Here is a 24,683-nt window from a genome sequence, read left to right on the forward strand (position 1 = left end):
TTAGAAACATTGTTGTAGTTCATATTTTTGAATTTGAGCTAACAGGTAAGTTTGATCGGTGCCATGTGCGTGTTCAAAGTTGATTGCTACTCGTTCAAAGGATTGGTCGGGTTGTTTTTGTATGTTAACGACAATCCCTTCAAAAGTTAACACTTTGTTATTGTCTTCAAAATAAATGAGTACATCGAGTTTTTCATGGAGTTTAAACGCTTTTTTTATCATTAGTGCCATGCCACTCGCACTGATATTAGTACTTTCAGTTTGCCAATATTCTGGGTGATGGCGCAATAGGTGGTCTTCATAGAGCTGGCGGTAGATGTCACAGTAGATGGCTAACAATAGGCTGGTTTGAATAATAGCTTGCATGAGCGGTGATGGGTCATATTTGTTTAGAGACTGGGCACAGAAATCATCTAATTTAAAACCTAGCGGTATTGGATTGGGTGCATAGAAGGTGTTGGGGTCTGAATGGGTAAGTGTTTCGTTTAATCTTCGTAAAAAGTAAAGATACTTGCTTTCAATAAGCTGAAAGTAATCATGAGTTTTGGGAGCCGATGCTTGTAGTTTTTTAATTTTGCTAAAACCGGCCAAAAACGCTTTGAATTTAAAGAGGTTATTAGCCTCTTTGGTGAGATTGTAGCCCTTGGAGAGCGCAACTAAACATTCCTCGAAAAAATTCAAGTGTCCTTGAATTTCATCGAATATCCCATTGATGGTGCCAGATCTATCGTGTAGTTGATTTAGGGCCTGTTGTAGTAAGTTTTTATGTTGTTTAATCTCATCTTGACGGCTCATTGAGAAGTAGTCGGCACCCGTTGCCAAAACATCACGATCAGTAATTGGAGAGCGTGATGTGACGTGGAATTTCAGCGGCATATTTATCCGAAAGAATCGACGTACATTACGAGCGTTTCTTTTCATGGCACTTTATGTTTAGTTTGTATTTTATAAAGCGCAATCTCGCCCAGCAAGTTGGGCATTAATCGGGTGCCAAGGTTGCTTTTGTGTTGATTGTTGACTACGGCTTTTTCAACAATAGCGATATTATTGGCCTCGCAAAGCGCTTCGAAGTCCTTAAATGTGCATAGGTGAATATTCGGCGTGTCGTACCAGTGATAGGGTAGCGTATCTGTTTCAGGCATTCTTCCTTTAAATAACAACTGGGCGCGCATCCGCCAATGACCAAAGTTTGGAAAAGTCACAATACATTCACGCCCGATTTTTAGCATTCTTTTCAGCAAAATGTCAGGGCGACTCACCACTTGTAACGCTTGAGTCATAATCACATAGTCAAATGAATTAGGGTCAAAATAGTCAGTGAGGTCAGCGCTGTTAAGATTGCTTTGAATAACATTCAGGCCGTTGTTCATGGCTTGCACGGTTTTAAGCGGATCTATCTCCATGCCATAGCCGCGTACCTGACGATCTTTAATTAGGTGTTGTAGAAGCTGGCCATCGCCGCAACCTAAATCCAACACATGGGTATTGGGTTCAATCCAATTAGCGATGAGTTGAAACTCTGGGCTAAGGGGCGTGCTGTTCTTCAGAGTCATGCGTGCCACTCCTGCTTGATGCGGTTCATATAGGCGCGAAATATCCCTTCATAATGGGCATTCGGGAGTAAAAAGGCATCGTGGCCATGTTCGGACTCAATTTCGGCATAGCTGACTGAATGATCGTTATCTAATAACGCGCGCACAATTTCGCGCGAGCGAGCCGGCGAGAAGCGCCAATCTGAGGTAAAAGACACCACCAAAAAAGACGCTTGCGTTTGAGCAAAAGCGGCACTTAAGTCATTGTTAAACTCAGCCGCAGGGTCAAAATAATCTAAGGCTTTGGTCATCAGTAAATAGGTATTGGCGTCAAAGTTTTGCTTAGTGGCAAATTTTTCACCCTGATAGCGTAAATAACTTTCTACTTGAAACTCGACATCAAAACTATATTTGAGGCTTTCACTACGCAGTTCGCGACCGAATTTTGCGCCCATCATATCATCTGACAAGTAGGTGAGATGCCCCAGCATTCTCGCGAGAGCCAAGCCACCTTTAGGCGTGGTGCCCGCTTCAATAAAACGTCCACCATGAAACTCAGGATCGGTCATGATCGCGCGGCGTGCCACTTCGTTAAAGGCAATATTTTGAGCGCTTAACTTGGGTGCGGCGGCAATCACTAAGGCGTGGCGAAGCTTATCTGGATAATCAATCGCCCATTGCATCACTTGCATGCCGCCCATTGAGCCGCCTACAACGGCTGCCCACTGATTAATTCCTAAATGTTGGCGCAGGCTGTTTTGACTATTTACCCAATCACGGCAGGTTACAATCGGAAAGTCAGGTCCATAGATCTTACCGGTGTTTGGGTTAATCGTGGCCGGCCCACTGGAACCTCGACAGCTGCCTAGGTTGTTTGAACAGACTACAAAAAACTCATTGGTATCAACTGGCTTGCCTGGACCAATGTAGTCATGCCACCAGCCAGGCTTATTATCGCCTTCATGAAAGCCCGTGACATGGTGGTCACCACTGAGTGCATGGCATATAAGCACAGCATTAGAGCCGTCGACGTTGAGTTCGCCATAGGTTTCATAGACCAAGTCATAGCTGGGTAGTTCGGCCCCACTGACCAGTTGCAGTGGGGTAGTAACATGCAGGATTTGTGGCCTTACGTAGTGAATCTCGGTCATGGTTGTTTGCTCAAAAATTTATACCAGTGTATTAGCGAATTGCGCAATTGTACCGACAATTAAAATTTGACTCAATTTAATCACGGCAATCGCAACGATAGGTGACAAATCAAAACCACCCAGATCCGGCATAAAACGGCGAATCGGTGCCAGCATCGGTTCGGTCATTTGGCGAAAGATATCGAGGTTTGGGTTACTGTTGCTGCGCGCTAACCAACTCAGGATAACTTGAATAATAATAAGCCAAAATGCCAGATCAAATAAAAAATTAAGCACTTCACTGATCGCAAACAAGCTAATAAAACCGGCACTAAAGCTGCGGCCGGTCATCCAGCCAATCATGACCGCGAGGGCGGCTTGTAAAATGACCGCCACAATCAGCGCGGCTAAATCCCACCGTGGCCCTAGCTTGTTCGTCCAGTTAAAGGGCGCGCAAATAGGGGTGGTGACCTTGCCAATAAATTGTACGATCGGATTCCGCCAATCGGTATAGGTCGCGCGCATTAAGAATCGCAACATTAATGCAAAAACAATAATGCCGACACTGAACTGTAAAAGAAACAGGCCTGCTTGGGTAGTGGGACTCATGCTTGTTCTCCTAATTCATTTGCGAGCTCTTGAGCGCGGCGATGGGCGGCTTGCATAGCTTGCGCAACCGTTTGGTCAAGTTGTGCTTGTTGGAACGATTTAATCGCTTGTTCAGTGGTGCCATTCGGTGAGGTGACGCGAGCGCGCAGTTCGGTTAGGCCAACATCACTTTCAAGGGCCATTTTAGCGGCCCCTAAAGCGGTTTGCAGTGTCAATAATTGTGCCGTTTCAGCGGGCAAGCCTAGATTTTTGCCGGCCGATACCATGGCCTCCATAAACAGGAAAAAATAGGCCGGACCACTGCCCGATAGAGCCGTAACTGCATCTAGCATGGATTCATCCTCAACCCATAGCGTAATGCCTGCTGTACGCAATACTTGTTCGGCTTGTTCATGCTGAGTAGGCGTAACCTGTGCATTGGCAAACAAGCCCGTGGCACCTGTTTGAATCAGGGCAGGGGTGTTGGGCATGGTGCGTACAATCGCACAGTCTAAACCTAACCAGCGCGATAGTGTATCGGTGGTAATGCCCGCTGCAATCGAAATGAATAGCGGTAAGCGGTTGCGCTGGATTAATAAAGGTGCCAATTCAGTGCAGACCGCTTTGAGTTGTTGTGGTTTAACAGCCAAGACGACGAGGTCATGGTCTAAGAGCTCGGCGTTATTGTCGCTAATTGCAATGCCATAATGTTGTTGTAGGTTTGCAAGCTGTTCTGCTTGTCTGTCACTTGCGACTATCGCCTTGGCAGGGTGGCCGCTGGCAATAAGACCACCGATCAGGCTTTTGGCCATATTGCCGGCACCTAAAAATGCAATTCGAGTTGTCATGTTGGCAGGGTCTCCAAAATATTTGCGTGATCAAAAAATTAGTGTCATTATGCCAAAAATTCACTCTAAAAGGGCGTAGCCTTGCGTAATGATCTGTTAAAGAAAGTTTGGTCTGGGGTCAAAAAATATAACCCACTGTTATGGTTAGCCGTGGGCTTGGTTAAGTTTTATCAACTTTTTATTAGTCCGCTGCTCGGGCCGCGTTGTCGTTTTTACCCCACCTGCTCGCATTACACTCTTGATGCATTAAAGACGCACGGTATGATTTATGGCAGTTGGTTAGCGATTCGGCGCATTAGTCGGTGTCATCCTGCTAATCCGGGTGGCGTGGATCCTGTGCCAGAGTGTGGGTGCCAGCTTGGGCCTTTGCATTTGGGTAAGAAATGTTTAGAAAGCGAAACTAAAAAATGAACTAAAATTGACAAAAAAATTTTAACATCCAGGTTGTGCAAATTAGTTCATAATGGCAAAGATTCTTATTGGTAAGGCTTTACGGTGACAAAAAAACAGTGGTGGCTAAGTGGTCTGTTTATAACTTTGACCTTATTACTTTGGGGGGTAATGTTGATTCTGCCTGGAACTCTTGCAAAGTGGTCTGATCATCAGGCCTATGGTCTGGTTGTAGACCGCCCCGCCCCAAGTTGGTCACTGATTGATACGACTGGTCAACCGCTGTCACTTGACCGTTTTGCAGGAAAATATGTTTATTTTTACATAGGTTATCTCAACTGTAACGGTGTCTGTCAGACGCATCTCTCCACACTGTTTCAGTTAGATCGCAATGCAAGTCCTGATTTGCCTTTTGATATTATCTTTATGACGATGGATCCAGAACGGGACACGCCAGCTGTGTTAGAAAGTCGTATCAATAGCCTGGGTGCACGTTTTAACGGCGCACTCCCTCACGATTTTGCGGCGGGTCAGGTCATAGCGCGTCAGTTTAATGTGCCATTTGCCAAACAGCCCAGCAGGATACAGCCTTATGAAATAGAACATGCAGCATTTATGTTTTTGATTGATCCTAACGGTCAGTGGGTTAGAACCTATACCGGTAGATTTTTAAATGCGGAACGGATGCTAGACGAATTAACCCAACTTTTGCAAGGACATTATCATGCCACCTCTTAGTAATGCTTTAAATCAAATTGTCGGTGCAGCCGATAAACAGGACCGTTTAAAAACAGATAAACTGATGCTGGTTATTTTACTTGCGCACTTTCCAGTAACTGCGTTTTTAGCGCCAATAGGCTATGACACGCAAAGTTTTGCGTTAATTGCATCGGGTTTATTAGCAGGCCTGGTAGTGGCTGCTTACATTACCCTAAAAGGCACGCGCGGTTTTTCGTTGTTTGTTGGTGCCGCTTTAATGCTCAATTCGGCGATTTTGATTCAAGCCCAAATGGGTCGAATTGAAATGCACTTTCATATTTTCGCATCCCTCGCCTTTTTGTTGGCCTATCGAGACTATTTGCCGGTTATTGTTGCCGCGGTGGTGGGCGCGATTCATCATATTACCTTGACCTACTTACAGCTAGAGTCGGTCGCGTTAATGGGTATGCCGGTGATGATCTTTAATTACGGCTGTAGTTGGGATATTACCGCATTACATATTGCCTTTGTGTTGGTTGAAGCGGGTGTGCTGATATATCTCGGTCACCTAATGCGAGCTGATTTTGTATCGAATGCTTTGGTATCAGGATCACTCAATCAGATAGCTAGGACACAGCAATTTAGCGCCCCCCTAGCCAGTGTGACTCAGCGTACTACTACTATTGATGCGTTAGATAAAACCATGTCACAAACTTCTGAAGCCTTGGGTGAGATTAGCCAGGTTATGGAAGCATTATCAAAGGGTGATTTATCGGTTAGAGTGAAGGGTGAATATCACGGCGATCTCGCCAAGATTAAGCAAGCAGTTAACCAATCCGCTGATAATTTAGCGGTCACCTTTAAAGATTTGAATGCGGCCTTTAGTAATTTGGCAGCGGGTGAGTTTAAATTAGATGCGCAAGTAGCCTTGCAAGAGGGCGAGTTTGGTCGATTGATGAGTAATACCCAGCATACCGTAGCACAGTTGCAGCAAACCTTTAGTCAAATGAATGGTGTTATGCAAGCTATGGCGGGTGGAGATTTTTCGTCACGTTTAGTGATGGATGCCCAAGGCGAGTTTGCCGCACTACAGACGCTGATAAACCAGTCACTTGAAAACGTGGCCAATTCAATCGAAATGATCAGTGAGGTTATTGCTGCCCAAGCGACTGGTGACTTGGTAAGAGATCTGCCGGCGGGCGTGTTTATGGGACAACTCCATGATCTTAAAAATTCAATTAATTATTCAAGAAATCAATTACGAGATGTCGTCGATGTGTCCTTAGAAAATGCCAATTATGTCAGTGTTATTGCGCACTCGGTTCGTGAAGGCGCGTATGAATTGAGGGGGCAAATTAGCGAACAGGTTGCAACTATCAAGCACAATAATAGTTTAATGTCACAAATGAAGCAGACCTTGATTGCGAATACCGAGGCGACCACCGAAACCGATAAAATTGCTCGTCAGGTGCGTGCTAAAGTTGAGCAGGGTCAAGAAGTTATGAATCAAACGATTGAGGAGATTCAAGCGATTCAACAGTCGAGCCATAAGATTGCGGATATTGTGAGCCTCATTGACAGTATTGCGTTCCAAACGAATCTGTTGGCACTCAATGCGGCGGTGGAGGCGGCGCGTGCGGGTGAGCATGGTCGTGGTTTTGCGGTAGTGGCCTCAGAAGTGCGTGCCTTGGCTCAGAAATCCGCTGACGCGGCTAAGGATATAGGCCAGTTAATTGGACAGAGTGTGTCGCAAATTGAGCAGGGTACGAAGTTGGTTGCTCAGTCAGGCGCTACCTTTGGTGAAATTAGCCAAGCCATTGAAGAGGTCACGCTGCGGATCGGCTCGGTTGCAGATGTGTCACAAAGTCAGCGTAACGATGTTGAACAGGTGAGTGAGTTGCTAATGAAGTTACAGCATATGTTGGAGGCAAGTGTTGAGAAGGTGCAACAAACTGATCGCAATGCCTCAGACTTAAACGATAAAGCTAAAGGACTGCAAGTAGAAGTAGGTTTCTTTAGAACGCCTAAGAACCCGACTGAAGAAACAAAACAAATTGCGAACCTCTAGTGCGGGGATATAGCGGGTTATGACAGTAATAGGGCTAGTACCCTATTACTTTATAGTTTTTAACGGTGAAACAAGCCCATCAAGTTGGGCTCAGCAATATAGCCCTTATCAATACCTTTAGTCACAATGGCCACGGCATCATGTGGATGCAAGCTTTCCAGGTGATTTACTCTTACCCAAAAATCTGTTAAATGAGGCTCAGCATTAAGCGTGGTTTGTAAACGACGCGCGGCATCTTCACAGAACATCAAATTGCTCGCGTTTAGGCGAGCAAATTCTTGCTCATCTTCACGTTTAACTGCCGCTTGAACGGGAGTTTGCAGACTATTTTCAATCAAGCTAATCCAGCGCGAAAAATCTAAATCATCATGATCAGTAATAGCCAATTTCACCTGCGCATAAGAACGCTGACTGTGCGGGGTAGCACAAATGCCTTCCGGCGTGCCTAACCAATTGAATACCTGTTCGTAGTCAAGTGATGCTTGCGCTTTAAACTGCGTTTCAAAGGCTTGTTGGATCAATTGGCGCGACAGCGCAGCTGAACACGGACAGGTTGATGAGTAGGGTACCTCTAAACTAATTTCGCAGTGAAATTGACCTTGATTTAGCTCGCCGCGTAAGGTAGCGGGATAGTGTTTCCAGCCGGCATTACTACTTAATAAGGATGAACGGCGCTCATAATAATCAAAACGGAATTCAACAAAGGCTTGATCACTTAACAATTCGTGGGAAGATACGAACTTTTCCAAAATGGTTTTTACGCGAGCAGGCGTTAAGGTTTGCTCGGTCGCCATTTGGTCGAGAAGCAGATACAAGCGCGACATATGAATGCCTTTGCTTGTAGGGTCTACCAAGTTGACATAGGCTTGAGTGGTGGAGGAGAGGCGAATTGGTGAATGCGCGCTGTTAATCAGTATAGGCAGTTCAATACCACTCATACCAACCCAGTTAAGTTTGGGCTGCGGGATAGAGTGAGGTTGGCATGCGATATCGGGCATGTGCTTAGTCATGCAATTTCCTTCTGTTGCCAGCGTTATGACGTTTTAGACTATTCGTAACGCAAAAGTTAAAAGACTCATCATAGTAGCAAGCTTTCTAGACAAGGTCACGTACTTGCACGCACTTACTTAGTTTTTCTTCAAAATCAGCTCGTGCCTGTTCAAAGACTTCATAGGGCCAATCGACAAGGATTTCAAGCCGGTTATCTAAATACCAGGCCTGGTCAGCAAAATCGAGACCGGACGGGCTCCATTGGACGGCTTGCCAGTCTTTACCGGTGCGCAATATCCCTTTAAGACGTAGCAGGCCTGCGGGCGGGGCAGCCATCAGCTGCTTTAGCAGGGTTCGTGACCACAGCTGTTCTGCCTCACCTTGCCAACTTAATAGGCTAATGTCACCTTGTTTCACTTGAGCGTTCACAAGGCTCGGTAATGAGGACTTAACCCTTTGGCTGGTTTGGCCAAGTTGTGGTGTGTTGGTGTCATTAAGTAAATGAAAGCTCAGGCTCTGGCGGGGCGCTTGCCAACAACCGGCTCGTTGTTCGCTCGTTAAGTTTAAATGAATTGGTTTTGAGGGTCGAAGCGTTTGATTTAACCAGGCCTGCTGGGTTGCGGCCTGTTGAGCTGAAACTAAATCAGACTTGCTAATAATGATTTGGTCAGCCAGATTGAGCATATCGCGCAATAAACCAGAACGTTGGTAATAAGACTCGGAAAACTGGGTGGCATCCACGAGGGTAATCACCTGGATAATTTTAAAAAAAGTATCAGATTGTTGCTGATTAAAGCGACGGATAGCGCGAATAATCGCTGCTGGGTTAGCCAAGCCGCTCGGCTCAATAATGAGCCGGTCTGGATGCTGTTGGGTAGTGAGTTGTTGCAGTTGTCGAGTAAATAAATGCTCGGCTGTACAACAAATACAGCCACCGGCAAGCGGCGAGATGATGATGCCATCCGTGGCTAATCGAGATGCGTCAAGATTTAGTTCGCCAAAGTCATTGAGCAAAATCTGCCAGGTTTCAGCAGGTGCTTGTTGCTGTTTTGATTGAATAAGTTGGCGAAGCAAAGTGGTTTTACCACTGCCAAGTAATCCCGATAGGATTAACACTGGCAGGGTATGGGGAGCGGAGGGTGGTACCGGCTTAGTCGCTGAAAAGATCATGGCCTTCTAGCAGCTCATTAACGAGTTGCTCACGCTTAAGCTCTAGACCTAGGCCTTGACATATCCGGCGCGTATCACGATACGCGTTGTATAAACAGGTGGTGGCACCAGGAGAGGGCGTCATATTAAAAATCAGATTCTCGCCTTGTGGGGTAATGCTGGCTTCACCGAGTTTTAATTGCATACTGGTTTTGTCAATCACTTGTGGGCGCAGGCCACCAACGCCCTCTGCAAATTGGAGATCGTCTAATTGCAAGCCAGGTAAAATTTTGCGTGCATCTTTCAAAAATAACCGTTTACGAATGCCTGGAATCTCAAAGGCAAAATTGCGGAAAATATAATTACGGATGTCACTGTCTTTCATTAAGTCCCAAAATACTTTAGTGACTTTGAAGTCCAATTTTAAGCTTTTCCAAAATTCCCAATAGGTGCCACCGGTGTAGCGTTCCAGTTTTGGCAACATCAGCGCAGTAGGCCCAAAACGGGTTTTATTGGGTTCAATGAGGTCCGGATCACCATGCAATGCGGCAAAGGGAAGTTTGTCGTTTTGAATGGTATAAACCTTGCCATTGAGTAGCTTGGGCGTGTAATAAAAACTTCCGGCCATCGGTAGGATCGATAGATCAAGGCCATGGCCTAGTTGGTTAGCGAGCAATAGACTATGCGCACCGGCTGATACCACTACATAGCGCGACATGAAGGTGCCTTGTGGCGTGGTAATTTCATAGTGGTCATCAAATTTTTGAATTTTTTGGGCTTGGGTGCTTAGGTGAATAGCAATATCTGATGAATGTTTGCGTGCGCTGGCAATAAAAGATTTGGCAATCAGGCCATAGTTAACGGCACTATATTCATCAGTACAGCCCGATGCCAAAATTTTTTCTGGACGAGGTTGGCCATTCACGAGTGCAACATTTGGCTCCACTTCGGCGATTTTTGCGGCATCCCATAATTCCATGTAGGGAAAGGTTTCAGCAAACTCTTCATGACGCTTGGCGAGTTTTTCGCACTCTTCATCGCCTACTGCCAAAATCATTTTTGGAAACTTGAACAAGAAGTCATTTTTTTCAACTTGTTTGGCATAGTGCACCAGCATGTTGGCTTGGCGTTTAACCTGCCCAGCTTTCGCTAAACTATAGTTGGTTTCAATGTCACCACAATGCAAGGTTTGGCTATTGCTTCGCGCATTCGAGTTGACTGCGGCTAAATTGCCATACTTTTCTAAGAGCGCAATCGATTTTATATTAGTGTAGCGCGCAAGCGTATAGGTGAGTGCGCAACCCGAAATGCCACCGCCAACGATGACCACGTCAAAAACACGTTTTTTCATTGATCTTCACAAAGTAAATTAATAATGGTTAATTATAGATTATTTTAAGACGGGTTACTTAAGTTTAAAGGCATCTATCACTGAGATAACGGCGCGTTGTTGATCGATGGAGAGGCTTGGCCAAACTTGCTCAATACGGCTAAAAAGCTCTCGAGAGGCAAAGGATTGGTACTGATTGTTGTTTTCGGCAATCAGGCTGAAGGGTTTGTCTGGTGGGATGTCCAAAGAAAACCAGCCAATAGGCGTATCTGTTGCATGAGCAATATTAATTAATTGACTGGCTGTTAATTTACTATTGCCACGTTCATAGCGCGAAAATTGTTGTTGAGATACTCCAATTGATTCGGATAGTTTTTCAGCGCTGCAACCCAGTTCTTTTCGACGGAGTTGAATGCGTTTACCGAGCGCTTGATCAATTTTACAAATAGGCGGTTTAGCCATCTTGGTGCATACCTTAGAGAAGTAAGTAAATGGTGGTATGCTTTAACAGGTGTGTGAAGATTGTTAGGTGAGTAAAATCGATAAAGTGCGCCCTTATATGAGTTATGGCGCACTATTTTCTATCATTAAGTGAGTGTTTCGGTGGTTTTACGGACCGGGGTTGGGGTAGCGCTGATGAATCGCTTCGATCTGTTTAAGCGCATCATCGGACAGGCTTACTTGGTGGCTGGCAATATTTTCAGCTAACTGTTCCAGATTGGTGGCACCAATAATATTACTGGTCACAAATGGCCGGCTATTAACATAAGCGAGCGCCAACTGAGTCGGAGTAAGATCGAGTTCGGCTGCCAACGAAACATAGGCTTCAGTAGCCGCATCGGCTTGAGGGTTAAAGTAGCGATCGAAACGGGGGAATAGGGTAATACGAGCATGTTCAGGGCGTTGTCCTTGGCGGTATTTACCGGTCAAGACGCCAAACGCCAGTGGGGAATAAGCTAGGCAGCCCACATTTTCTCGATAAGCCACTTCCGCTAAACCCACTTCATAACTGCGATTTAATAGGTTGTATGGGTTTTGTACCGAAACAGGTTTGGGCAGGCCGAGTTGATCACAGAGGCCGATCACCTTCATAGTGCCCCAAGCCGTTTCATTCGACAAGCCGTAACTGCGAATCTTACCAGCTTTGATTAAATCAGCTAGCGTGCGCAGGGTTTCAACCAAGGGAGTCAGGTTTTGCTCCGTTTCAGTCGGTGGGGTAAAGCCGAGTTGGCCAAAGTAATTAGTGTGTCTTTCTGGCCAGTGCAATTGATAGAGGTCTAGGTAATCGGTATTGAGACGGGTGAGCGAGGCCTCAAGGGCTTCGGTGAGGGTTTCACGGGTGAAGCGGGTTTGGCCGTTACGAATATGCTGAACAAATTCCCCCGGCCCGGCGATTTTACTGGCTAAAACAACTTGGTCACGGCGCCCGTGCTGTTTAAAGTAATGACCAATAATCCGTTCGGTAGCACCGTAGGTATCGGGTTTGGGGGGCACGGCATAAAGCTCAGCGGTATCCCAAAAAGTCACGCCTTGTTCCAGCGCAAAGTCCATTTGAGCAAAGGCTTCGGACTCTGTATTTTGTTCGCCCCAGGTCATGGTGCCTAAACAAATTTCGCTGACATTGATATCACTGTCGCCAAGCGGACGATATTTCATGTTACGTTCCTTTTGTTAATGTTCGCTAGTTAATATCCAGTGCATAAGGGCGCAGGCTGGCCATATCGATATACTGTAGCAGGGCTTGATCGGTCGCCGCAAAGCGGATTTTGGGTGCCAGACCTGCTTGATAGGCTTCGACCCAACGTAATGCACACAAGCACCAGAACTCTCCGGGCTTGACACCCGGAAAATGCGGGTGAATCGGAGTGGAAAGGTCGTTGCCTTGTTGTTTGGAAAAACGCAGAAATTCGTCGGTCATTTGAGCGCATACGACATGACGGCCTCGGTCAAGATCATCGGTTCGGCACAAACCATCGCGATAAAATCCAGTAAGCGGCATGTGTGAGCAGGGTTCTAGTGGTTCGCCGAGTAGATTACGTTTCATGTGCACTGTCCTATGTTTTAAATTGTTTATTCTTTAAGCAAGCGTTTGACTGCGGCAACCGGCTCAGGTTCATCCCATTCGATGCCACCAATCAGGGCATAACGCAATTGCCCTTGGCGATCAATTAAATAGGTCGTCGGATAAGCCAAAATGCGCCAGGTTTGAATCGCACTGCCAGCGGGGTCAAGCAAGATGGGAAAATTGACCGGGTTGTCGGCTAAAAATTGCGCAAAGTCCTCAGATCGTTCGGCCAAGTTGACGGCTAGAATTTCAAAATCTGCATCGCTAAATTGATTTTTGAGTCGGGCCATCGAGGGCATTTCATATAAGCAGGGCGGACACCAGCTCGCCCAAAAGTTCAGCAATACCACTTGGCCTTTGTAATCACTGAGTTGATGCGTTTGGCCATTCAAGTCTATTAAATTAAAGTCGCGTCCTTGTTCACCACGGTATAGCTGCAGTCGAGCAGGGGTGGCTTCAGCGGTCGCTGTTGCCGTGCTAACTGTAAGCTTCTGCTCTGATGTGGCGGCCAGTGGCGCGCTTTGCCGCGCGGTTTGCATGAGCGGCAAGAGCAACTGGCTGGCGCGAAGAATCTGCTGACTGAGATGTTGGGTGGCGTGTTGTTCGAATGCGGTAGCATCGGGGCGAAAATAAAAACGATCTCGCAGGCCTGCTAATAGATGAATATAGCTTTCACTACCGCTTTGTTCCAGTTTTTGGACGAGTTCTATTAACTGCCAGCGCCAGGGTGAGAGTTCGGCTTGCAAAATATAAATCGGGAGATGGGTGGCACTGACTGCGGGAAGATACTCAGCAACTTGTCCTGGTTCAGGCGTGGTGATGAATAAATCAGGGTTAATTAAAATCAGCCCCAGCTGGGATTGCGCGGTTTGTTGATAGTGAGCGAGGGCTTCAAGTGCGGCAGCCGCAGCGCGATTGGGCGCGATAATCCAGGTAGCTAGTCCCTCTGGCGCAACTTGATGGCTGGTTTGGATCAAGCTTAGCCAGCGTTCAGGCGCGATCAGGTTAAAGTTATCACGACTGGCGACTTGCATGAGGCTATTGAAAAAATCAGGCATAATACTGTCAAACCCCTGTTCAGCGAGGGTTTGTGCGAGTTCGAGCTCACTATCCAGGCGACCATATTCGGAGGGCAGCCAAAGTAGCTGGCCTTGGCGCGGTGCGCGGGCAGCCACATAGTGAATGTCAATTTGCTGATTTGTTGACCAGTCCGCTAAAGGCGCTGGCATGGCTTGGGCGGGTTTATTAAGGCCGACCAGACTGACAAAACTTAGCCATACGCATAGAAAGAGCGTGGCTTTAGTGACGGGCTTGTATAGCAGGCCTGCTAATGAATGGAGTAAGTTCAATCTCATGAGCGTTGTGGTTTATTAATCATTCGTTAATACTATCACAGGGTACAAAAATCCAACCTTCCGACCAGGGCGTGTCTTTCGGTGGTTGGGCTAATTGGTCGGGTTGGCTTGCTAAACAAGCGGCGACCAGGGCGCAATAGGCTGCATCATACACATCTCCTGGTTCGGGGCAGGCCTGCTGCCAACTAATTTGGCCAAAAGCCCGTTGTAAACTTGGCGATTTTTTGGCGAGGCTTGGGTACACCTCAAACGCACTCAGCGTTCCAGTCGCATCTTGCCAAATCCCGCAACTGGCTTGATAGGAGGCAATCTTAGCTAACAAATGCCGCCCCTTGGTAGCTTGACTACCAATCATATCTTTAATAGCAGAAAGTGGCGTATGGCCTCGGGCTAATAACCAGCGTTCAGTATAACGATATAAATAGGGATTGCTGGCCGAGTCTTCAATCTGTGCAACGGGTTTAAATTGAATAATCAGCTCTTGCCAGGCTACGGACACCCCCAGCGGGGTATCAATGCCCAAATAAACAGGATGGGGATGTTGCTCAAAAAAATCAGCCGGCAGTGCCAGTAACGATGCGGCTTGGCTTAACCAGGCCTGGTGATTGGGTGAAGCATTAATATGTTCACGCAAATTGCCACGCCAGCTCTGACCAACTTGTTGATGTTGCGAGTCTAGCAATACTAACGCATCGCGACTGCTTGGATTTTTATCGCAATTCCAACCGCCTACATCCCAGCCGAGTGCAAAATAATTCATACCCACCTTCAAAATTTTATCTGGATCATAGCTTAATCCTAGCATTTAAAGGTGCAAAGAGCGCGCATAAAAAACCCTGTACCCAATATGGGTACAGGGTTCGGCTAAGATAACTAAAAAACGCTAATCTTATTCTAGATCAAAACGATCCGCGTTCATAACCTTGGTCCATGCGGCAACAAAATCGTTAACAAATTTTTGTTTGTTATCGTCTTGAGCATAGACTTCAGCATAGCTACGCAAAATCGAGTTTGAACCAAACACTAAGTCCACGCGCGTGGCAGTGAATTTAGTGGCACCGGTTTTGCGATCAACAATGTCAAAATGCGACTTGCTTGCAGGCTTCCAGCTGTAAGCCATGTCAGTCAGAGTCACAAAGAAATCATTGGTTAGCGCACCGACTTGGTCTGTAAACACCCCATGCTTGCTACCACCATGGTTGGTACCTAGCACACGCATACCACCGATTAAGCAGGTCATTTCATGCGCGGTTAAGCCCATTAATTGCGCACGGTCTAGCAACAATTCTTCTGGTTGTACCGCATAGTCTTTTTTGACCCAGTTACGGAAACCATCATGGATCGGCTCTAGAACTGCAAAGGACTCTACATCGGTCATTTCAGGTGTGGCATCACCACGACCTGGCGCAAAAGGCACCTCAACTTGAACGCCCGCTGCTGCGGCCGCTTGTTCAACACCAAGATTACCCGCAAGGACAATCACATCGGCGACTGAAATACCAAACTCGGCTGCAATAGGCTCTAGTTTGGCGAGCACAGCTTGTAGACGAGCAGGTTCGTTACCTTCCCAATCTTTTTGTGGCGCAAGGCGAATACGCGCACCGTTAGCACCACCACGAAGATCAGAGTTACGGAAAGTACGTGCACTGTCCCATGCGGTCGATACTCTATCGCTGATACTTAAACCGGTTGCGGCAATTTTTGCTTTAACCGCTGCAACATCATAGTCCGCTTTGCCAGGATGAACTGGATCTTGCCAAATTAAATCTTCAGTTGGCGCATCTGGCCCAATGTAGCGAACACGGGGTCCCATATCGCGATGGGTCAGTTTGAACCATGCGCGGGCAAACACTTCCGAGAAATAATCTGGGTTATCGTAGAATTTCTTCGAAATTTCACGATAAATCGGATCCTTAATCATAGCCATATCGGCATCGGTCATCATCGGGTTATAGCGAATTGACGGATCTTCAACATCAACCGGCTTGTCTTCTTCTTTGATATTGATTGGTTCCCACTGCCATGCGCCGGCAGGTGATTTTTTCAATTCCCAATCATAGTTGAATAACAAGTAGAAGTAACCGTTGTCCCATTTGGTTGGGTGAGTGGTCCATGCTCCTTCAATACCTGATGATACGGTGTCACGACCAACACCACGGCCAGTTTTATTGTTCCAGCCTAATCCTTGCTCATCTAGATCAGCGGCTTCTGGGTCGGGTCCAAGGTTTTCAGCACGACCATTCCCGTGACATTTACCAACGGTGTGGCCACCGGCCGTCAAGGCAACAGTTTCTTCATCGTTCATCGCCATACGAGCAAAGGTTTCGCGGACATGGTGCGCGGTTTTAAGTGGATCAGGTTTACCGTTTACCCCTTCTGGGTTAACGTAAATTAAGCCCATTTGCACCGCGGCAAGAGGGTTTTCCATTGACGCTGCATCTTCAACATCGCCATAACGTTCATCAGAAGGCATTAAGAATTCTTTTTCAGCGCCCCAATAAATATCTTTTTCTGGATGCCAGATGTCTGGACGACCAAATGCAAAGCCGTAGGTTTTCAAGCCCATGTTTTCATAAGCAATCGTACCGGCAAGCACTAATAAATCGGCCCAGCTTACTTTGTTGCCATATTTCTTTTTGATAGGCCACAATAAACGGCGTGCTTTGTCTAGGTTAACGTTGTCTGGCCAAGAGTTTAGCGGAGCGAAGCGCTGGTTACCGGTGCTGCCGCCGCCACGTCCGTCTGCAATACGGTAGGTACCCGCTGCGTGCCATGACATACGAATCATCAAACCGCCGTAGTGACCCCAGTCAGCTGGCCACCAGTCCTGGCTTTGGGTCATGAGATCATGCATATCTTTTTTAAGCGCATCGAAGTCAAGTTTTTTAACCTCTTCGCGGTAATCAAAATCGGGGTCCATCGGATTAACTTTTGAATCATGCTGATGCAGAATGTCCAAGTTCAGGGCGTTAGGCCAAAAAGACATCGCAGATGTCCCCATTTGACTGTTGGCCCCGTGCATAACCGGGCATTTACCTGCAGATTGATTGTGTTCCATGGTTATCTCCTCTGTTGTGATAAGACCGTGCAGAAGGTGTAGACCCGCTGACTTGTTTTTCATTGTAACGAAATTATTTATTAATATTTATAATTGTTTTTATATTATTGATAGGTTTTGTTTATTGATTGTCTGGGTGGAATGAGGGGTCTAACATATTGCTAATAGGTTGAATTATCTTAATCTCTCGTTTGTGGTTAAATAATGACATGTTTATTAAAGGACGATTATTGTGACAATTCAAGCTGAAACGAAGTGGTTAAAAGATTATCAAGCCCCGGTGTTTGAGGTGATCAATTTAGATCTAACATTTGAGTTATCACCAACACAAACCCAGGTCACCAATCGTATGGTCTGCCAGCTGGCACCTGGACAGCCGCTGGCGGATATGCTGCTTGATGGCGAAAGTCTGCGTCTTATCTCGATTAAGCTCAATGACCAGCTTCTTAATGAGGTGGAATACCAGCTTACTGACACCCAACTTCGTTTGCCCAAAGTCTTGTTTGCCAATAGTTCCTCCCCTTATCAGCTTGAAATAGTGACTGAAATTAACCCGCAGGCGAACACCGCGCTAGAAGGTTTATATCTGTCATCGGGTCGATTTTGCACGCAATGTGAAGCCGAGGGCTTTCGCAAAATCACCTATTTCTTTGATCGCCCCGATGTGTTGACGACTTATCAAACTACGGTGATTGCTGATAAAGCAGAGTATCCGACCCTGTTAGCCAATGGGAATTTAGTCTCGCAAACTGACTTGTCTGATGGCCGTCATCAAGCAGTTTGGCAGGACCCGCATAAAAAACCCTGTTATTTGTTTGCGCTGGTGGCCGGGTCTTTTGGCTGCTTAACGGATCATTACACCACAGCAGAAGGGCGGGAGGTGTTGTTAGAAATTTATACCGAGCCACGGCATTTAGCCAAATGTCGTCATGCCATGGATTCGCTGATTGCTTCGATGCGCTGGGATGAGCAGCGTTTTGGGCTAAGTTACGATTTAGATCGCTACATGATTGTCGCGGTAGATGACTTTAATATGGGCGCGATGGAAAACAAAGGCTTAAATGTTTTTAACTCGAAGTTTGTCCTAGCCGATGCCGATTCAGCGACAGATGTCGATTTTGAAGGGGTTGAGGCAGTAATTGCGCATGAGTATTTTCATAACTGGACCGGGAATCGTGTCACCTGCCGTGATTGGTTTCAGCTCACGCTAAAAGAAGGTCTAACGGTTTTTCGTGATCAAGAATTTACCGCGGATATGTTATCGGCACCGGTCAAGCGTATCGAGGATGTGCGTCGGTTACGTAGTCACCAATTTGCTGAGGATGCCGGCCCGATGGCCCATCCGATTCAGCCACAGTCTTATATCGAAATGAATAACTTTTATACCTTAACCGTGTATGAAAAGGGTGCAGAAGTGGTGCGCTTGTATCAAACGCTGTTGGGTCGCGATGGTTTTCGGAAAGGCATGGATTTGTATTTTGCGCGCCATGATGGTCAAGCGGTGACCGTCGATGATTTTAGGTTGGCGATGGCGGATGCGAATCAGCAAGATTTAACGCCAATGCAGGCCTGGTATCAGCAAGCCGGTACGCCACATGTGAAGGTAGTGGCCGACTATGATGCGAGTCAGCAGGCCTGGTTGCTGCAGTTTAGTCAGCAAAATTCGTTAGCACAAGCAAAGTCAGAAGTCGATAAAACACCTTTACTTATCCCGATTAAACTCGCGGCATTTGATGCCACGGGCCAGGCCTGGTCATCTTCCTTTTTGGCGTCAGCGGCACAGGATGCTATCGCGGCTGGCCAATTGCGTTTAATAGAGGGCGAGTGGGTATATTTATTAACCGCGTTTAATCAAACACTAAACGTTAAGGATGCGCCGGCGGATTTAGTTTGGTCGTTGCTGCGTGATTTTAGTGCGCCGGTGATTTTAGATTATGCCATGCCAGCGGCGGCACGATTGCATTTGGCTAAGTTTGATACTGACCCGTTTAATCGTTGGGAAATGGTTCAGCAATTAGTCTTGGCGGACTTAATTGCGCAGGTTAATCAGGCGGCGGCAACGCCGACGGCTGACCTAGTGGTCAAACCGAGTAATGAGGTTGTAACGCTATTTACTAGCTTATTAACGGAAGCCTTGGCTAAGACCGCGCAGGCGGATGTGGATTGGGCTTGGTATGGTTATGCGTTGAATTTACCGGACATGAGCTATTTGATTGAACAGTTTAATCCGGTACCGATTGCCGCGGTGTTGCAAGTCTATCCAGCCTATCAGCGTGCTATTGGCCTAGCATTAGTGGACTTGTGGCAACAAACTTATCAGGCTCAGGCTGCACAGTTATCGAGTGATTATGCTTATAACGCCCAGGCAATTGGGCGTCGTTTGCTTAAAAATCGGGCATTGCAGGCCTGGTTGGCCAGTGGTAATCAACAGGCGTTAAGTGCAGCAAAGGCACAATATCAAACTCAAGCCCACATGACAGATGTTGCTGCCAGCTTACAAGGCGTGATGCAGTGGCATGAAGTCGCGGCAGCTCCCTTGATGGATGATTTCTATCAGCGCTGGCAGGATCAACCCTTGGTTCTAGACAAGTGGTTTGCTTGGCAAGCCGGTTTTGGTCAAGCGGCGGGCATAGCCGGTGTGGATGCCTTGTTAGCCCATGCTAAATTTGCTTGGACGACGCCCAATCGTGTGCGCAGTGTCTTGGGTAGTTTTGCGCGTATCAATCTGGCACTGTTCCATCAAGCGGATGGAGCGGGCTACCGTTGGTTGGCTAAACAGGTGTTACATCTTGATGCGATTAATCCACAAGTGGCGGCACGGATGGTGGTGCCATTAATTCAATGGCGTCGTTATCAGCCCAAACAGCAAAGGCTGATGAAGCAAGTACTCGAAGAACTGAAAGGTGCAATTCAGTCAAAAGACGTGTTTGAAATTGTTAGTAAGGCCTTGGTGGATTAGTAAAATGTGGGCTAGCTGGCGGAGTGGAAGGGTTATAACAGGCGTCGGGCTAGCCTTGTGGGGATTAGCGTTGTTTGGGTTAGCTTGGTCAGCGGTGATGGCACAGCCGCCCACATCTCATCAATCTTCGCAAGCTACCAGGCCTGCTGAAGTGGTGGATGTGTCGCGATTGCAGATGTTGGATTATGAAATTGCGCTGCTGCGTGCAGAAATTGCGCTGCGCCAAGGCGATCGAAATGCGTTTTTACCAGCCTATGAGCAGTTGCGTCGTTTACCTTCAATCAGTGAATTTGAACTGCGTTGGCAATGGGTGAGCGAGCAAGCTCAGCGCTTGAATTGGTTGGCCGTTGAACCTCAAACATCATCACCCAATGCCACCGTTCCGCGCCGTACTTCAGGTTTTGTGAAAGCGGCAATGGCTGATCGCATGACGCTGGTGGCACCCTTAAGTGGCGAACTTTCTCCAGCAGGCCTGGCGCTCCAGCAGGTGTTGTTAAACCATTATCCGCATAAGGTGTTATCATTTGTTGACACGACGGGTCAGCGTGCATCGGCTCTTATTCCAGCGATTGAGGCCACGAAAGCGGATTTGTTAATTATCCTAGAGCGACGCGAACTGACTGCACAGTTAGCTCAACACTTTCATGATCAACCGGCTATTCTTTTTCATCCAGGCCGTCTATTAGATCCTAGCTTTCAGCGAGTGTTAAATCCCACTTATGAACAGCAAGCTATGGCTGTTAAAACATGGCTTGAGGATCAACATTACAGACAGATTACCTGGTTACAATGGCGGGGTGCGTCGATACAGGTGCTTAATCGCGTAAATCTAGAGTTGGGGAAAAACCTCCAGCCTTTAGAGGTGGAGTCTAACGCGCAACTTAATGATTTAGTCGCACAGCGTTTTGGTCATCAAGAAAGTCAGGCGCGTCAAAACTGGTTGGCAAGGGTTATTGATCGCCCGCTGACGGGGATGGGGCGCAGTCGCCAAGATCAAACTAGGGTGGTTTTTTATGGTCCAATGGAGCAAGCCATGTTGTTGCGGCCATTGTTGGAGTATCACCAGCAAGATTTGCCGATTTTTTGGATTCCATCTGAGTTACCGGATGTGGCGTTTTTTAATCTAAGTTTAGCGCGTTGGCAAACGACCAATGCCTTATTACCTAGTCACTTTTTGGCTAATTTATCTCAAGAATCCACGCTTAGTTCAGAAGATGGCTTGTTTTTTGCTCTAGGTGAAGTCATGGTGGAATTGATTAGACGTTCGGCTCAACCTTTGCCTGATCAGTTCGACACAGAGTTTGGTCGCGTATGGGTAAGCGAGCGGGGTGAGTTTAGTTTGGGGCAACAATGGTATCGTTTAAATCGTGGTTTGGAGCCACTTGATAGTTTAAACAGCCAGACTCGTTAACTAATAAATTAAAGCTTTGGCATTTTGAGCCGTAGCCTAAACTATATAAGTATGAAATCTATCAGTAGCTTAGGCTACTCGACTTAAAAATTGGATGTACCTATGGCTGAAAATAATAGTAACAATCCGGATGACATTGATGATATTGATGCATTGCTGGATGAGTTATCAAATGAAAAACTAGATCCTGATATGGCGGCATTTGATGATTCAACAGATTTAGTTGATAAGGATGTTACTTTTTCTGATCAAGCGCCAGAGTCAAGTCAGCCTGCAGAAATCTCTTCAACTGCTGAACAGCCAGCTTTTGACAAAGACCCGATTTCATCAAGTGATGATTCGTTTTTAAATGACGCTGCTATGATGGCAGCCACTACGGCTGTGGCTTCTGCCGCTGCAATCAATTCAAACAATGCAGCTAAACCATCGCAGCAAAATATCCAAGAAACTCAATCAACAAACCAATCACAATTCGATGAATTCGATGAACTTACAGGTATAGATGAAATGGACCCTAATGCAAATAAGCCAGTCACTGTGATGCTTACAGATGAACAGGCCGCACAGTTACAAAAAACTAAATCTTTAAGTTTGTTATCTGCTGGATTAATGATTACCTTTTCCTTGGGCGCATTCATTATGGCCTCTTTGGCTTGGCTCAATAGCGGCTCAGGTCATTTGACCGGGGCGATTCAAGTTCAGCATGAGAACAGTGAGCAACAAAGGTTACTGTTACAGAGTATTAATCAACAGCTAAGCACTTTAGAACAAAAAGTCGACGTGAGTCGTTTGTTAATCGATGATTTGTTGGCGCAAGCACAGAGTGAGTCCAATCAAACTTTTCCTGCTGCGGTTGCAGAGGTTGCCCCTCCTGCACCTGTAGCACCTACGCCAGTCGCTGCACCTAGTGTTCAAGTTAATACTGACGCGTTACAGCGTCGTATCGAGCAAGTGCAGCGTACTGCTAATACTATCCAGAGTCGGGTAACTGAAATTAATAAACAGTTTGAGCAGTTGAGTGTGCAGCAGCAAAACACCACCAAGGCCGTCAGAGAGCTTGAGAAGGCCTGGTTAGAGCAGCTATTGGCGCAAAAAGAACAACAGCTAGAGCAGCAAGCTGAAGAGTCGGCAACAGTTGCCCCTGATGCGTATCGTTATGTTGCGCCTAATAGCCATTTTAGTTTTCCATAAATATTAACATCGTCCTTATTGAGTAATAAAAGGAATTAGTAATGAAAAAATTATCTGCCATCACATTAGGGGTAGCCAGTGTTATGTTAATGTCGGGTTGTCATACAACGCCCCATTCTCAACCGGTTAACTATTCAAATGTAGCTATGACAAAGGATACGGTTTCCCCAGAGGCGCGCAGAGGCATGGCCCCGCCTAGCACATCACAGCCAGCACCTACTCAAGCCGCTTTACCACCCACAGCCCCCGTAGCTGCACCAGCTCCAGCAAGAGCATCCTCTGAGCTCATTCGCATTACGGCGGTAGGTTATGGTGCTGAAATTCCATTCGAAGGCATGACGCCAGGGCAGCGTCGTTTAATGGCTATTCGTGCCTCTAAACTCGATGCGTATCGTTCATTAGCAGAGCAGTTGTATGGTATTAGTATTGACAGTAATACATCGGTGGCCAGTTTAGCAGCACAAAACGATAGTTTTCGCGCAAGAGTGAATTCGACGGTCAGAGGCGCGAGGGTTATTAGTATTACACCTATGGCGGATAATAATTATGAGACAGTGATGGAAGTATTTGTTGATCGTCAATTTTTTGATCAGGTGTTTGTTAAGCAGCAGGACGAATCGCCTGCTGTGATAACACCTAATCAAGTTAGATAAGTTATTTTTTAAAATCCGGTAGTTTTTTCTCAACTTGTGTCCAAGTAATTGGGCGCAAGTCTGGTAGGCCATCATGCCATTTCATATCTCTTTCGCCCTTAACCAACGGCCGTAAATACTCAAGTGCTTGTTCGGTTATATCCATACCATCAGCCGTTAAGAAGTGATCAGGCACCCTGGCTTCTAATTCAGCCACATCCGCCAAAGCAAAGTTTTCAAAGTGCCATCGGAAAGGGGTGTCTTGTGTTTTTTGAACGAGTGGCAGTATGCCGTGTTCGCCCTTATGCGCGGCATGGACGGCTGCTGCACCGGCCTCGTAAGCCATTTGCCAATCGGTTGCTGATACACATAATGCCGATGAGCGTTGTAAGTAGTCTGGATTGGCACTATGGGTTTTAATATTTAGAGCATGTTCAACCTGTTGCGCAAGTTTTTGTGCCACACCGCCATATTGTGTATAGACTTTGCCATTGGCATGTTCTTCACGCGCCACAGCTAAAGACTTGCCGTTAGCATCACGCAAGCCTTCTGATGCCATACACACACAGTAGCCGTGGCTGTTAATTAGATCTGTAACTCTGGCTAAAAAAGCGGATTCGTCAAAAGCGCGCTCAGCGGGTAGGATAATTAATGGCAAGTCTGCTATCACGTCTTTAACCAGGCCTGCTGAAAGTGCTAACCAACCGACGTTACGTCCCATGGCCTCCATGACAAAGAACTTTGTTGAGCTGGCTGACATGGATTGTACATCCAGCGTTGCTTGTAAAAAGTGACTGGCTAGAAACTTGGCCGCACTGCCAAAGCCAGGACTGCAGTGGCTCAGCGCAAGGTCATTATCAATGGTTTTAGCGACACCGATACAGCGTAGCGGATAGCCTTTTGATTGACAGTAGTCGGCGACTTTTTGAGCGGTTAACATCGAACCGTTACCGCCATTGTAGAAAAAAGTACCAATGTCGTAGTGACTAAAAATTTGTAATAAGCGTTCGTATTGGTCAGGTCGATTTTCAATGGTATCAAGATCAAAGCGACAAGCTTGAAACGCACCGCCTGGTAAGCGTTTTAGACGCTCGAGCGTTGTTTCACTTATGTTTGTTAAATCAACCAGTTTTTCATCAAGCAAACCTTCGATGCCATTAATAGCCGCATAAATGCGTGGGGTTTGGCCATAGCTTCTGAGTGTTTCAATTACACCAGCGGCACTTGCGTTAATCACTGAGGTAATGCCTCCCGCTTGGGCATAGAGCGCGTTATGCATAGGGTGAGT

Annotated in this window: 22 protein-coding genes; 7 read left to right on the forward strand and 15 right to left on the reverse strand. The window is 46.6% G+C overall.

The window, feature by feature from the left end:
- The 5 genes from THIAE_RS01805 to proC are packed head-to-tail and all read right to left on the reverse strand — an operon-like array spanning window position 1 to window position 4,098.
- Window positions 1-921, reverse strand: a complete 921-nt coding sequence (locus THIAE_RS01805; RefSeq protein WP_084332754.1) for a PilZ domain-containing protein — start codon at window positions 919-921, stop codon at window positions 1-3.
- Window positions 918-1,553 (reverse strand): methionine biosynthesis protein MetW, encoded by a 636-nt coding sequence (gene metW, locus THIAE_RS01810; RefSeq protein ID WP_006459791.1) that lies wholly within the window; start codon window positions 1,551-1,553, stop codon window positions 918-920. Before metW ends, THIAE_RS01805 begins: the two co-directional genes overlap by 4 nt.
- Window positions 1,550-2,683, reverse strand: a complete 1,134-nt coding sequence (gene metX / locus THIAE_RS01815) for a homoserine O-succinyltransferase MetX (RefSeq protein WP_006459792.1) — start codon at window positions 2,681-2,683, stop codon at window positions 1,550-1,552. Before metX ends, metW begins: the two co-directional genes overlap by 4 nt.
- An 18-nt stretch (window positions 2,684-2,701) precedes the next feature.
- On the reverse strand, window positions 2,702-3,271 hold the full coding sequence (locus THIAE_RS01820; protein ID WP_006459793.1) for a YggT family protein: 570 nt from the start codon (window positions 3,269-3,271) through the stop codon (window positions 2,702-2,704).
- Window positions 3,268-4,098, reverse strand: coding sequence for a pyrroline-5-carboxylate reductase (proC, locus tag THIAE_RS01825; protein WP_006459794.1), 831 nt, complete (start codon window positions 4,096-4,098; stop codon window positions 3,268-3,270). The genes THIAE_RS01820 and proC overlap by 4 nt, the downstream gene beginning before the upstream one ends.
- Before the next feature lie 81 nt (window positions 4,099-4,179).
- Here proC and yidD point away from each other — a divergent pair, with 81 nt between their 5' ends.
- From yidD to THIAE_RS01840, 3 genes are all read left to right on the forward strand, one after another.
- A complete protein-coding gene (gene yidD / locus THIAE_RS01830) occupies window positions 4,180-4,509 on the forward strand; it encodes a membrane protein insertion efficiency factor YidD (protein WP_006459795.1) in 330 nt (109 codons plus the stop codon).
- Window positions 4,510-4,593: 84 nt separating this feature from the next.
- Window positions 4,594-5,226 carry an SCO family protein gene (locus tag THIAE_RS01835; RefSeq protein WP_006459796.1) on the forward strand — a complete coding sequence of 211 codons (633 nt, stop codon included), beginning with the start codon at window positions 4,594-4,596 and terminating at the stop codon, window positions 5,224-5,226.
- Window positions 5,213-7,255, forward strand: coding sequence for a methyl-accepting chemotaxis protein (locus THIAE_RS01840; protein ID WP_006459797.1), 2,043 nt, complete (start codon window positions 5,213-5,215; stop codon window positions 7,253-7,255). The genes THIAE_RS01835 and THIAE_RS01840 overlap by 14 nt, the downstream gene beginning before the upstream one ends.
- Window positions 7,256-7,314: 59 nt before the next feature.
- Here the strand turns inward: THIAE_RS01840 and folE2 are convergent, their stop codons facing one another.
- The 9 genes from folE2 to katG all read right to left on the reverse strand — a co-directional run bounded on the left by folE2 (window position 7,315) and on the right by katG (window position 17,202).
- A complete protein-coding gene (gene folE2 / locus THIAE_RS01845; RefSeq protein ID WP_006459798.1) occupies window positions 7,315-8,265 on the reverse strand; it encodes a GTP cyclohydrolase FolE2 in 951 nt (316 codons plus the stop codon).
- 85 nt (window positions 8,266-8,350) lie between these two features.
- Window positions 8,351-9,415: a CobW family GTP-binding protein gene (locus THIAE_RS01850; RefSeq protein WP_006459799.1), complete on the reverse strand. Its 1,065-nt coding sequence runs from the start codon at window positions 9,413-9,415 to the stop codon at window positions 8,351-8,353.
- Window positions 9,396-10,745 (reverse strand): FAD-dependent oxidoreductase, encoded by a 1,350-nt coding sequence (locus THIAE_RS01855; protein WP_006459800.1) that lies wholly within the window; start codon window positions 10,743-10,745, stop codon window positions 9,396-9,398. Before THIAE_RS01855 ends, THIAE_RS01850 begins: the two co-directional genes overlap by 20 nt.
- 54 nt (window positions 10,746-10,799) lie before the next feature.
- A complete protein-coding gene (locus tag THIAE_RS01860; RefSeq protein ID WP_006459801.1) occupies window positions 10,800-11,186 on the reverse strand; it encodes a helix-turn-helix domain-containing protein in 387 nt (128 codons plus the stop codon).
- A 147-nt stretch (window positions 11,187-11,333) separates the two neighbouring features.
- The gene (locus THIAE_RS01865; RefSeq protein ID WP_006459802.1) at window positions 11,334-12,380 is read right to left on the reverse strand and encodes an NADP(H)-dependent aldo-keto reductase; all 1,047 of its coding nucleotides are present in this window, start codon (window positions 12,378-12,380) and stop codon (window positions 11,334-11,336) included.
- A 25-nt stretch (window positions 12,381-12,405) separates the two neighbouring features.
- Complete coding sequence (locus tag THIAE_RS01870; protein WP_275425065.1) at window positions 12,406-12,774, reverse strand: DUF2237 family protein; 369 nt, start codon at window positions 12,772-12,774, stop codon at window positions 12,406-12,408.
- Between the two features lie 20 nt (window positions 12,775-12,794).
- Window positions 12,795-14,144, reverse strand: a complete 1,350-nt coding sequence (locus THIAE_RS01875) for a TlpA disulfide reductase family protein (protein ID WP_006459804.1) — start codon at window positions 14,142-14,144, stop codon at window positions 12,795-12,797.
- Window positions 14,145-14,163: 19 nt separating this feature from the next.
- Window positions 14,164-14,949 carry a DUF429 domain-containing protein gene (locus THIAE_RS01880; protein ID WP_006459805.1) on the reverse strand — a complete coding sequence of 262 codons (786 nt, stop codon included), beginning with the start codon at window positions 14,947-14,949 and terminating at the stop codon, window positions 14,164-14,166.
- Between the two features lie 84 nt (window positions 14,950-15,033).
- Window positions 15,034-17,202 (reverse strand): catalase/peroxidase HPI, encoded by a 2,169-nt coding sequence (katG, locus tag THIAE_RS01885; RefSeq protein WP_006459806.1) that lies wholly within the window; start codon window positions 17,200-17,202, stop codon window positions 15,034-15,036.
- A gap of 232 nt (window positions 17,203-17,434) precedes the next feature.
- On the opposite strand from katG, the gene pepN reads away from it, so the two are divergent.
- The 4 genes from pepN (at window position 17,435) to THIAE_RS01905 (ending at window position 23,416) form a co-directional block, all read left to right on the forward strand.
- Complete coding sequence (gene pepN / locus THIAE_RS01890; RefSeq protein WP_006459807.1) at window positions 17,435-20,161, forward strand: aminopeptidase N; 2,727 nt, start codon at window positions 17,435-17,437, stop codon at window positions 20,159-20,161.
- 4 nt (window positions 20,162-20,165) lie between these two features.
- Window positions 20,166-21,572 carry a hypothetical protein gene (locus tag THIAE_RS01895; protein WP_006459808.1) on the forward strand — a complete coding sequence of 469 codons (1,407 nt, stop codon included), beginning with the start codon at window positions 20,166-20,168 and terminating at the stop codon, window positions 21,570-21,572.
- A 102-nt stretch (window positions 21,573-21,674) separates the two neighbouring features.
- On the forward strand, window positions 21,675-22,763 hold the full coding sequence (locus THIAE_RS01900) for a hypothetical protein (RefSeq protein ID WP_006459809.1): 1,089 nt from the start codon (window positions 21,675-21,677) through the stop codon (window positions 22,761-22,763).
- Window positions 22,764-22,804: 41 nt separating this feature from the next.
- Window positions 22,805-23,416 carry an LPP20 family lipoprotein gene (locus tag THIAE_RS01905; RefSeq protein WP_006459810.1) on the forward strand — a complete coding sequence of 204 codons (612 nt, stop codon included), beginning with the start codon at window positions 22,805-22,807 and terminating at the stop codon, window positions 23,414-23,416.
- 1 nt (window position 23,417) lies between these two features.
- Here THIAE_RS01905 and THIAE_RS01910 read toward each other — a convergent pair whose 3' ends face one another.
- A complete protein-coding gene (locus THIAE_RS01910) occupies window positions 23,418-24,674 on the reverse strand; it encodes a 6-phosphofructokinase (protein ID WP_006459811.1) in 1,257 nt (418 codons plus the stop codon).
- Window positions 24,675-24,683: the final 9 nt, after the last annotated feature.

The organism is Thiomicrospira aerophila AL3 (genome assembly GCF_000227665.2).
Taxonomy (GTDB): Bacteria; Pseudomonadota; Gammaproteobacteria; order Thiomicrospirales; family Thiomicrospiraceae; genus Thiomicrospira; species Thiomicrospira aerophila.

Excerpts from the sequence above, each read along its gene's own strand:
- THIAE_RS01805 (WP_084332754.1), bottom strand. The coding sequence starts at position 921 with ATGAAAAGAAACGCTCGTAATGTACGTCGATTCTTTCGGATAAATATG.
- metW (WP_006459791.1), bottom strand. The coding sequence starts at position 1,553 with ATGACTCTGAAGAACAGCACGCCCCTTAGCCCAGAGTTTCAACTCATC.
- metX (WP_006459792.1), bottom strand. The coding sequence starts at position 2,683 with ATGACCGAGATTCACTACGTAAGGCCACAAATCCTGCATGTTACTACC.
- THIAE_RS01820 (WP_006459793.1), bottom strand. The coding sequence starts at position 3,271 with ATGAGTCCCACTACCCAAGCAGGCCTGTTTCTTTTACAGTTCAGTGTC.
- proC (WP_006459794.1), bottom strand. The coding sequence starts at position 4,098 with ATGACAACTCGAATTGCATTTTTAGGTGCCGGCAATATGGCCAAAAGC.
- THIAE_RS01840 (WP_006459797.1), top strand. The coding sequence starts at position 5,213 with ATGCCACCTCTTAGTAATGCTTTAAATCAAATTGTCGGTGCAGCCGAT.
- folE2 (WP_006459798.1), bottom strand. The coding sequence starts at position 8,265 with ATGACTAAGCACATGCCCGATATCGCATGCCAACCTCACTCTATCCCG.
- THIAE_RS01850 (WP_006459799.1), bottom strand. The coding sequence starts at position 9,415 with ATGATCTTTTCAGCGACTAAGCCGGTACCACCCTCCGCTCCCCATACC.
- THIAE_RS01855 (WP_006459800.1), bottom strand. The coding sequence starts at position 10,745 with ATGAAAAAACGTGTTTTTGACGTGGTCATCGTTGGCGGTGGCATTTCG.
- THIAE_RS01860 (WP_006459801.1), bottom strand. The coding sequence starts at position 11,186 with ATGGCTAAACCGCCTATTTGTAAAATTGATCAAGCGCTCGGTAAACGC.
- THIAE_RS01865 (WP_006459802.1), bottom strand. The coding sequence starts at position 12,380 with ATGAAATATCGTCCGCTTGGCGACAGTGATATCAATGTCAGCGAAATT.
- THIAE_RS01875 (WP_006459804.1), bottom strand. The coding sequence starts at position 14,144 with ATGAGATTGAACTTACTCCATTCATTAGCAGGCCTGCTATACAAGCCC.
- THIAE_RS01880 (WP_006459805.1), bottom strand. The coding sequence starts at position 14,949 with ATGCTAGGATTAAGCTATGATCCAGATAAAATTTTGAAGGTGGGTATG.
- katG (WP_006459806.1), bottom strand. The coding sequence starts at position 17,202 with ATGGAACACAATCAATCTGCAGGTAAATGCCCGGTTATGCACGGGGCC.
- THIAE_RS01895 (WP_006459808.1), top strand. The coding sequence starts at position 20,166 with ATGTGGGCTAGCTGGCGGAGTGGAAGGGTTATAACAGGCGTCGGGCTA.
- THIAE_RS01900 (WP_006459809.1), top strand. The coding sequence starts at position 21,675 with ATGGCTGAAAATAATAGTAACAATCCGGATGACATTGATGATATTGAT.
- THIAE_RS01905 (WP_006459810.1), top strand. The coding sequence starts at position 22,805 with ATGAAAAAATTATCTGCCATCACATTAGGGGTAGCCAGTGTTATGTTA.
- THIAE_RS01910 (WP_006459811.1), bottom strand. The coding sequence starts at position 24,674 with ATGCATAACGCGCTCTATGCCCAAGCGGGAGGCATTACCTCAGTGATT.